This is a genomic window from Streptomyces flavofungini (genome assembly GCF_041028215.1).
Taxonomy (GTDB): Bacteria; Actinomycetota; Actinomycetes; order Streptomycetales; family Streptomycetaceae; genus Streptomyces; species Streptomyces flavofungini_B.
In genome coordinates, this window is the sequence record NZ_JASKYR010001105.1 from 1 (window position 1) to 1,881 (window position 1,881).

The 1,881-nt window shown below is 71.6% G+C and carries 2 protein-coding genes; one reads left to right on the forward strand and one right to left on the reverse strand.

The window, feature by feature from the left end; all coding sequences use genetic code 11:
• Nucleotides 1–127 precede the first annotated feature (127 nt).
• Nucleotides 128–1,108, forward strand: a complete 981-nt coding sequence (locus AB8Z36_RS38810; RefSeq protein WP_369218067.1) for a lytic polysaccharide monooxygenase — start codon at nt 128–130, stop codon at nt 1,106–1,108.
• A gap of 38 nt (nt 1,109–1,146) precedes the next feature.
• Here the strand turns inward: AB8Z36_RS38810 and AB8Z36_RS38815 are convergent.
• Nucleotides 1,147–1,881, reverse strand: a 735-nt coding sequence (locus AB8Z36_RS38815; protein WP_369218068.1) for an esterase/lipase family protein, incomplete at its 5' end; no start/stop codon positions are given.

Below are 1,881 nucleotides of genomic sequence, written 5' to 3' on the forward strand. Positions count from 1 at the left end.
CTCTTAAAGCGACCATAAGGATCACTGTCCCCCGTCCTCAGCAGGGGTTTCCGGCGATCTCAGGGGCTAGTTTTCTGGTCGCCGGGGCGGTGCCGGACCGTCGGTGCCGCCGGTGGACCGGGGGGCCGTGCCGCCCGTTCGCCGCCGTCCGCTGGCCCTGACCGCCCTCACGGTCACGCCCGCCGCCGCGCACGGCTCGATGACGGACCCGGTGAGCCGGGTCTCCGCCTGCTTCCAGGAGGGTCCCGAGGCACCGAGGTCGGCCGCGTGCAAGGCCGCCGTCGCCGCCAGTGGCGCGCAGGCCTTCTACGACTGGAACGCGGTGAACATCGCCAACGCCGCGGGGAAGTCGAAGGAGATCATCCCCGACGGGAAGCTGTGCAGCGCGGGCAACGACAAGTACAAGGGGCTCGACCTGCCGCGCGCCGACTGGCCCTCCAGCGCGCTCGCCGCGGGCGACCACACCTTCCGCTACAAGGGCACCGCCCCGCACAAGGGCTCCTTCGAGCTGTACATCACGAAGGACTCCTACGACCCGTCGAAGCCCCTGAAGTGGTCGGACCTGGAGGCCAAGCCCTTCGTCGACGTCACCGACCCGAAGATGGAGAACGGCGACTACGTCTTCGACGGGACGATCCCGGCGAAGTCCGGCCGTCACCTCATCTACTCGATCTGGCAGCGCTCGGACTCCCCCGAGGCCTTCTACACCTGCTCCGACGTCGTCTTCGGCAAGGACACCGGCGGCTCGGGCGGTGCCGCGCCCGCCCCGGCGGCCTCCGCGCCCTCCGCGGAGGACATCGCGGCCGGTGCCGACAAGTCGACCGTCGAGCACCACGGCCACGGTGACGCCGACGCGAAGACCGGCGCCGAGGCCACCGCCCCCGCGCCCGCCGAGGAGGCCGCCGCCGAGGAGACGCCCGGCGACAGGACCGCGGCGCAGGGCTCCGCGGGGAAGCCCGTCACAGCCGCGGACGACCGCCTCGCCGAGACCGGCGGCGACAGCACCACGCCGTACATCGCCATGGGCGGCGCCGCCGTTCTGGCGATCGGCGCCGCGGCGATGTTCGCCACGACGCGTCGTCGGGCCGCCGGGCGCCACGGCCGCTGAGCCCCGAAGGAGTCAGCGCGGACGATGCCGGGCGCGTGTCATGACAGGCACGTGCTCGGCGTCGCGTGCGCCGGGTCGAGGGCGTTGGCCACCTCGTGGTGGGCGACGCGGTCCAGGATGCCGATGGCCACGTGCTCGGAGAGGGCGACGGGGCACAGGTCCTGGAGGGTCACGTTGCGCACGTCAGGGCCGTTCAGGAACTGTGTGCGGTACGGGGTGACGACCTCGTCGTACTTGGTCGCGATGACGGTGTAGCGCACACCGGGCACCGTGTCGCCGCCCGCGTTGAGCTTGGTGAGGAAGGGCGATCCCGCCACCTGGTCGGCGAGGCTCGGGGTGGCCGTGGTCAGCAGGTCCTCGATGCCGGGGAAGTACGGCAGCAGCTTGGTGAGGCCCAGCAGGGTGGTGCCGTGGTTGTCGGGGGCGAGGCCGATCAGGGCGTTCACCTTGTCGGCGCCGCCGAGGAACTTCAGGTAGTAGCGGGGCATCATGCCGCCCTGCGAGTGGCCGACGAGGTCCGCCTTCCGCGCACCCGTCGCGGCGAGCACCTTGTCGACGAAGGCGTCGAGCTGCTCGGCCGACTTGTCGATGGGCCCGAGCCCGTTGAAGAACGGCACGCCCTTCAGCTGGCCGTAGTCCAGGGAGTAGACGCAGTAGCCGCGCCTGACCAGGTAGGGCGCGAGGACCAGCCAGTTGTCGACGGAGTTCCCGAAGGTGCCGTGCACGAGGACGACCGGGCGGGGGTGCGCGGCGGACGGCTCGCAGCCGTAGTC